This is a genomic window from Micromonospora sp. ATA51 (assembly GCF_016802855.1).
Classification (GTDB): Bacteria; Actinomycetota; Actinomycetes; order Mycobacteriales; family Micromonosporaceae; genus Micromonospora; species Micromonospora sicca.
This window is the reverse complement of the sequence record NZ_JAEVHJ010000048.1, coordinates 23,154-29,279: the sequence shown is the minus strand read 5'-3', so window position 1 is coordinate 29,279 and position 6,126 is coordinate 23,154. Positions and strand designations below refer to the sequence as shown.

Below are 6,126 nucleotides of genomic sequence, written 5' to 3'. Positions count from 1 at the left end.
CTCGGTCCGGCGGGCAGCCGGGCGGCCGCCGCTGGGCTGCTCCTCGCGGCGACCGTCACGCTGGTCTTCGGGCCGCCCGGGCCGCCGTCGTGGGCCGGGCTGTCGGCGGTCGCCGCCGCCGTCCTGGTGCCGGCCGTCGGCGGGTACGGCGGACGCGCCGCGACCCGGGCCGGTGGCCGGCCGGTGGCCGCCTTCCGGGCGGTGATGGTGGTGGCGCTCATCGACGTGGTCCTGCTGGTGGCCAGCGGCCGGGTGGTGTGACCGCTCCCCGGGTAGGTGGCGTTGCCGGGTCGGCGTGCGACCGTCGATCAGCCCCAACTACCCTGGAGCGCGGTCTGCGCGGGTATGACCACCGTGCCCGGGGTACGGCCGGGTGGGGATCGTGACGAGGAGGACCGACGTGACGCGCTCGATCAGGGGTTCCGGACGGGCGGCCCTGCTGCTGGCCGGTACGGCCGCGGCGGCGAGCCTGCTGCTGTCCGGGTGTGGCGCCGGCCAGGTGGCCGAGACCGCCAACAAGAACCCGTCGGTGCAGGGCGTGAACGTCCAGACCTCCGACAGCCTTTACAAGGTGCGCGGCCTCTACGTGCAGTACCCGGGCGCCGCGGGCTACCAGGCGGGCGGCAACGCCCTCATGAACGTCGTGATCTACAACGACAGCAAGGCCCCGGTGACCGTCACCGTCACCACCGACAGCGCCCGAGAGGTCGTGCTCGCCGGCTCGACCCCGAGCGGTGCCCAGGCGAGCCCGAGCCAGTCGGCGACCGAGCCCGCCTCCGCGTCGCCGACCGCGAGCGACCCCAGTGCGTCGCCGAGCCGGTCGCTCGGGGCCAGCAAGTCCCCCTCGGCCAGCCCGTCCGCCTCGGCGAGCGAGTCGGCCCCGGCCGGCCAGCCGGCCCGGATCGAGATCCCGGCCCTCGGCTACGCCCAGCTCACCGGCGGCAACGGCCAGCGCCTCCAGGTCGTCGGGCTGAACGACAAGCTGCTCCCCGGCCAGCAGGTCAACCTGGTCTTCGACTTCGGCAACGGCAAGACGATCAAGACCGCGGCCCCGATCGGCGTCCCGCTGACCCCGGCCGCGCCGGCCTCGCCGATCATCACCCGCGAGGGTGGCGGCGGCGATGAGGGCGGCACCGAGGCCGGCTGACCCGCGGGACCAACCGTCGACAGCACCGTCGGCGTGGCGACCGCCACGCCGGCGGTGTTCTCGTTTCCGGTTGGGTTTTCGTCGTACCGCCCGGTTAGCGTTCCGGGGGTGACCACCTCCCGTTCGACCTCCCCCCGCGGCGCGTCCACCGCCGGCCGGGCCCGGGGCTCGGCGCGCGAGCCGCGCCCCGCCTACGAGTGCGACGCCTGCGGCCACCAGCCGCCCAAGTGGGTCGGGCGCTGCCCGGAGTGCGGCGAGTGGGGCTCGGTGGTCGAGTGCACGGTCACCGGTCCGCTGGTCTCCGGCCGGGTGGTCAGCTCCCGGATGCCCGCCGAGCCCGCCCGGCCGATCGCCACGATCAGCGCCGCCCCGGCCCGGGCCCGGGCGACCGGGGTCAGCGAGCTGGACCGGGTGCTCGGCGGCGGCCTCGTCCCGGGCGCGGTGGTGCTGCTCGCCGGCGAGCCCGGGGTGGGCAAGTCGACGCTGCTGCTCGACGTCGCCGAGCAGTGGGCGGCCAACGCGGGCAGCCCGTCGCTGGTGGTCAGTGGCGAGGAGTCGGTCAGCCAGGTGCGGCTGCGCGCGGAGCGGATGGGCACCCTGCACGACCAGCTCTACCTGGCCGCCGAGAGCGACCTGTCGGCGGTGCTCGGCCACCTCGACGCGGTCAAGCCCGGGCTGCTGGTGCTCGACTCGGTGCAGACGATCTCCACCACCGGCACCGAGGGCGTCCCCGGCGGGGTGACCCAGGTGCGCGCCGTCACCGCCGCCCTGGTCGCGGTCGCCAAGGAGCGCGGGATCGCCACCGTGCTGGTCGGCCACGTCACCAAGGACGGCCAGGTCGCCGGTCCCCGGGTGCTCGAGCACCTGGTCGACGTGGTGCTGCACCGCGGCCCTGGCCGGGTGCCCGGCCGGTCGCCACCAGGGTGCGCGACAGTTCGACCGCCGGCGCCTCCCACCACGACAGCCGGGTCGCGATGGCCTCCGGGTCCGGATGGGTCACTGCCACGTGCCGCGGACCGCCCAGGCCGAACGCGACGTCGAAGAGCGCGTGGGAGGCCTCCTGCGACGGCCCGGGTGAACCAGGTGGCCAGGTGGCGCAGTTGCGACTCGCGGCTCACCCCGCCGCGGCGGGCCTCGGTCACCCGGCGCAGCAGCGCCAGCACGTCGCCGATCGCGGCGATGGTGGCGTCGGCGAGCCGGTCGGCTTCGCTGGCCTCCGCCATCCCCGGCGGCGCCAGCCACGACCGCAGCCCGCGCCAGCGACGCCGCCAGTCCTCCAGCCGCTCCACCGGCGTGTGGAAGAGCCGCTCGTCGGCCTCGGCCGCCGCCTCGATGAGACGGTCCAGGCCGGTCGCCTCCACCTCGTGCACCGCCGCCCGCAGGCGCGGCGTGAAGCGCTGCAGTTCGTCGTGGAAGTCTCGCAGGTGGGCCAGCAGGGCGTCCTTGTGGGTGAGGAACGCCTCCGGGCGTACGTCGTTTGTGCGGCTCAGGTCGCCCAGCATGTGGTAGAAGCGGGCGGCCCGCTCGGCGATGTCAGCCAGCGCCCGGTCGAGCCGGTTGAGTTTGCGGTAGACCTCCTCGGCGTCTCCCGCCTCGTTGGCCGCGGCCAGCGCCGTCAGGTCGGCGAGCAGGTCGGCGAAGACCAGGCGGGACAGGGTGGTGTCGTCCATCGTCGCCGTGAGCACGGCCTCCACCGCCCGGTGGGCCCGGTAACCGGCCTCGGTGAACTGGTAGACGGAGTGCCGGTTGCGGTATTCCGCGAGGGTGGTCGCCCGGGTGGCGTCCTGGCCCCGGTCGAGGATCCCCCACTCCACGAGCGCGTCGAGCAGCCGGGGCAGCTCCAGCTCGGCCGGGTCTGGGCAGTCTGGGCTGGCCTGGTGCAATGCTTCCATCGCCGCGGCCACGTCGGCGGTGTGCAGCATTACGTGATAGCTGGAGCGCGCCGAGTCGAAGGCGCGTAGCAGCCAGAGGTAGGCGAACCGGTTCTCCGCGGTGACGTAGCCGAACAGGCGCATCCGGTCGTCCAGCCCGAACTCGTCCAGGCCGAAGGTGTGCCTCGACGGCTGTGCGGTCATCGTCGTCCTTCCAGGCGGGCTGAGTTCCGGGTCGGACCAGCCTACCGACGCGCGCTGACACGCCCAACGTACGGCCGACGAGTGTCGGACGCCGCTGCGGTCAGCCGGGACGCTCTCCGCTCAACGCCGCAGCGTGCGGGCGCAGGGGCCGTCGTGGTCGGCGCGGAGCAGGCAGCGCCGGCCGCCGGGCATCAGCAGGTCGCAGAAGACCCGATGGCGTACGTTCTGGTCGTCCTCGGCGGAGACGGTGGTCTCGCCTGGGTCGGTCTGCGGCAGGACGAGCAGCCAACGGCCGACCACCCGGGCCAGGCGCTGCGCGGCGGGCAGGTCGTTCGCGACGACCGGCAGGTGGATGACGTACCGCTGGGCCACCGCTCGTTTCCCCGGGCGTCGCGGGCGCGGGCCTGGTCGGACTGCCAGCGGCGCAGCGCGTCCTTGATGACGCGGCCACCGCGCTCGAGGACGAGAACGAGGTGTTCCGAACGGTCCTGGACACCTACCTCGAAGGACTACGTTCCACAGTCTCAGCAGCGCCGCACCGCCGCTGAGGGACGTCTGGTGACTCGCCGATCGATCGCCGCCGGGTCCGTCATTCCGCCCGCGGTCAGCCAGTCGACCGTTGCATGATCCAGATGGTCAGCGGCTCGGCGGTCACCACGAGCGCCACCTCCGAGCCGGCACAGCGGTACACCTCGACGTTGGCCGGGTTGCTGGTTTCCAGGATCGCCGGCACGCCCTCCGCCGCGGCGCGGCGCAATCCGGCCCCCATGACGGCGTGGCCCCGGCGACGACCGGCTGGTCGGGATGGGTGCCCAGGACGCCGAGGTACCAGAACGGGGGGGTCGGTGGTGCACCTGGCCGGCGACGGCGCGCAGCTCGCGGGTGCTCACCGCCGACGTGCGCCTCGCCTCCACCATCGGCTACGGCCCGGACCCGCATCCGGCCGCCACAAACCCTCGACCGGCTCACAACTGGCTGATCAGCCCGGGCCGCCCCAAGTCCTCACCGCCACGTCAACGTCGGTTCGCGCGAGCGGCGGCCGTACGTTCTCTCAGTGGCCGGTTGGCGGAATCGCGGAAGGTTTGTCCGCCTGCTTGGCCTTCTTTGCCGCCCGCTTTTCCTTCAAAGTCATGGCTGGCTTCTTCATACTGCTCTTCTGGGGAGACTTGTCGGACATATCGACCCTTCCCACACACAACGTCAGGATGGCGGTCCGCGGTGGCGACTGCCAGCCGCGATCCGCCGGACGAAACCATGGACAAAAAGGCGATGCCCGCCGGTTGGCCACCCTGAGCCAAGAAACATGATCAGACGACCACGTCCCCTAGCCTAGTCCTCCAACAGCACGTTGTGACCGTGGTCCGAGCGCCGGCCGACCGCCGCCGGGCCAGGGAACGGCTCGGATCACGCCCCGACTCTGCTGCCCAACCGGACAAAGGAGCTGCCGGATGTCCTTTGCCGGCCTATCCCCCGGCCATCGCTCCGAGGATGATGAACGGTTCCTCGCCGGCGACGACCCGCTCGGGCAGTGGCGCGTCGGGCGACTCGTTGGACAGGTCCTCCTCGCACGCGTAGAAGCGGACGAACGCGCGGCGCTTGCCGCTGTGGCGGTCGCGGATCGTGCCGAGCAGCATCGGATATCGCGCCTCGAGGGTGTCCAACACCAGGCGCTGGGTGACCGGCCCGGCATGCGGACCGGTCACCTCGAGCGTTACCGGGCCGGTGACATGCGCCAGGTTCTTCAGGTGGGCCGGGAGGACGACCCGGATCACGGCAGCACCTGGGCTTCCACGGAGAGCACGGCCGGCAGGTCCCGTACGATCGGCGCCCAGCTGTCGCCTCCGTCGGCCGAGTGGTAGACCTGGCCACCGGTGGTGCCGAAGTAGATCCCGCACGGGTCGAGCGTGTCCACCGCCATCGCGTCCCGGTACACGTTGACGTAGCAGTCGGACTGCGGCAGACCCTTGGTCAACGGCTCCCAGTCGTCGCCACCGGTGCGGCTGCGGTAGACGCGCAGCTTGCCCTCCGGCGGGTAGTGCTCGGAGTCGCTCTTGATCGGCACGACGTAGATGGTCTCCGGCTCGTGCGCGTGCACCGCGATCGGGAACCCGAAGTCCGACGGCAGGTTGCCGCTGACCTCGCGCCAGTTCGCACCGGCGTCGTCGCTGCGCAGCACGTCCCAGTGCTTCTGCATGAACAGGGTGTCCGGCCGGGACGGGTGCTGCGTGATGTGGTGCACGCAGTGGCCGACCTCGGAGTCCTGGTCGGGGATCTCCCCGGAGCGCAGACCCTTGTTGATCGGCAGCCAGCTGGCGCCGGCGTCGTCGCTGCGGAACGCGCCCGCCGCCGAGATGGCGACGTAGATCCGGTCCTTGTTCACCGGGTCCAGGATGATCGTGTGCAGGCACATCCCGCCGGCGCCGGGCTGCCACGACGGTCCGGTCGGGTGGGTACGAAGGGCGGTGAGCTCCGTCCACTTCTGACCGCCGTCGGTGGTGACGTAGAGGGCGGCGTCCTCCGCACCCGCGTACACCGTGTCGGGGTCGTCGCGGGACGGCTCGAGGTGCCAGATGCGCTTGAACTCCCACGGGCGTGGGGTCCCGTCGTACCACAGGTGCTCGCCGACCTCACCCGTGTAGGCGAAGTCATTGCCGACGGTGGTCCAGTTTCTGCCGCCATCGTCCGAGCGCTGGATCAGCTGCCCGAACCAGCCACCGGACTGGGACGCGTAGAGCCGGTTCGGGTCGGCCGGCGACCCGGTCAGGTGGTAGATCTCCCAGCCGCCGAAATGCGGTCCCTCGACCGTCCAGTCGCCGCGCCTGCCGTCCGACGTCAACGTGAACGCGCCCTTGCGCGTGCCTACCAGCACCCGTACGCCACTCATACCCTCATCCTTTCCACTCG

At 72.3% G+C, this 6,126-nt stretch carries 4 protein-coding genes and 4 pseudogenes; 3 read left to right on the top strand and 5 right to left on the bottom strand.

The window, feature by feature from the left end:
* From JNW87_RS11035 to JNW87_RS11025, 3 genes and pseudogenes are all read left to right on the top strand, one after another.
* Positions 1-261, top strand: a pseudogene (locus JNW87_RS11035) (hypothetical protein); the annotation flags it as partial.
* Positions 262-400: 139 nt separating this feature from the next.
* The gene (locus tag JNW87_RS11030) at positions 401-1,147 is read left to right on the top strand and encodes a hypothetical protein (RefSeq protein ID WP_238453608.1); all 747 of its coding nucleotides are present in this window, start codon (positions 401-403) and stop codon (positions 1,145-1,147) included.
* Positions 1,148-1,255: 108 nt separating this feature from the next.
* Positions 1,256-2,032, top strand: a pseudogene (locus JNW87_RS11025) (ATPase domain-containing protein); the annotation flags it as partial.
* Here the strand turns inward: JNW87_RS11025 and JNW87_RS11020 are convergent.
* The 5 genes and pseudogenes from JNW87_RS11020 to JNW87_RS11000 all read right to left on the bottom strand — a co-directional run bounded on the left by JNW87_RS11020 (position 1,968) and on the right by JNW87_RS11000 (position 6,106).
* Positions 1,968-3,162: pseudogene (locus JNW87_RS11020) on the bottom strand (TIGR02677 family protein). The pseudogenes JNW87_RS11025 and JNW87_RS11020 overlap by 65 nt on opposite strands.
* 180 nt (positions 3,163-3,342) lie before the next feature.
* Positions 3,343-3,594 carry a hypothetical protein gene (locus JNW87_RS11015; RefSeq protein WP_109804520.1) on the bottom strand — a complete coding sequence of 84 codons (252 nt, stop codon included), beginning with the start codon at positions 3,592-3,594 and terminating at the stop codon, positions 3,343-3,345.
* A 232-nt stretch (positions 3,595-3,826) separates the two neighbouring features.
* Positions 3,827-4,074, bottom strand: a pseudogene (locus tag JNW87_RS11010) (N-acetyltransferase); the annotation flags it as partial.
* Between the two features lie 611 nt (positions 4,075-4,685).
* On the bottom strand, positions 4,686-4,994 hold the full coding sequence (locus tag JNW87_RS11005; RefSeq protein ID WP_109804521.1) for a MoaD/ThiS family protein: 309 nt from the start codon (positions 4,992-4,994) through the stop codon (positions 4,686-4,688).
* The gene (locus JNW87_RS11000) at positions 4,991-6,106 is read right to left on the bottom strand and encodes a hypothetical protein (RefSeq protein WP_109804522.1); all 1,116 of its coding nucleotides are present in this window, start codon (positions 6,104-6,106) and stop codon (positions 4,991-4,993) included. The genes JNW87_RS11005 and JNW87_RS11000 overlap by 4 nt, the downstream gene beginning before the upstream one ends.
* Positions 6,107-6,126 lie beyond the last annotated feature (20 nt).

What these genes read in the sequence shown, in the direction of transcription:
- JNW87_RS11000 (WP_109804522.1), bottom strand. Translation starts at nt 6,106, where the DNA reads ATGAGTGGCGTACGGGTGCTGGTAGGCACGCGCAAGGGCGCGTTCACG.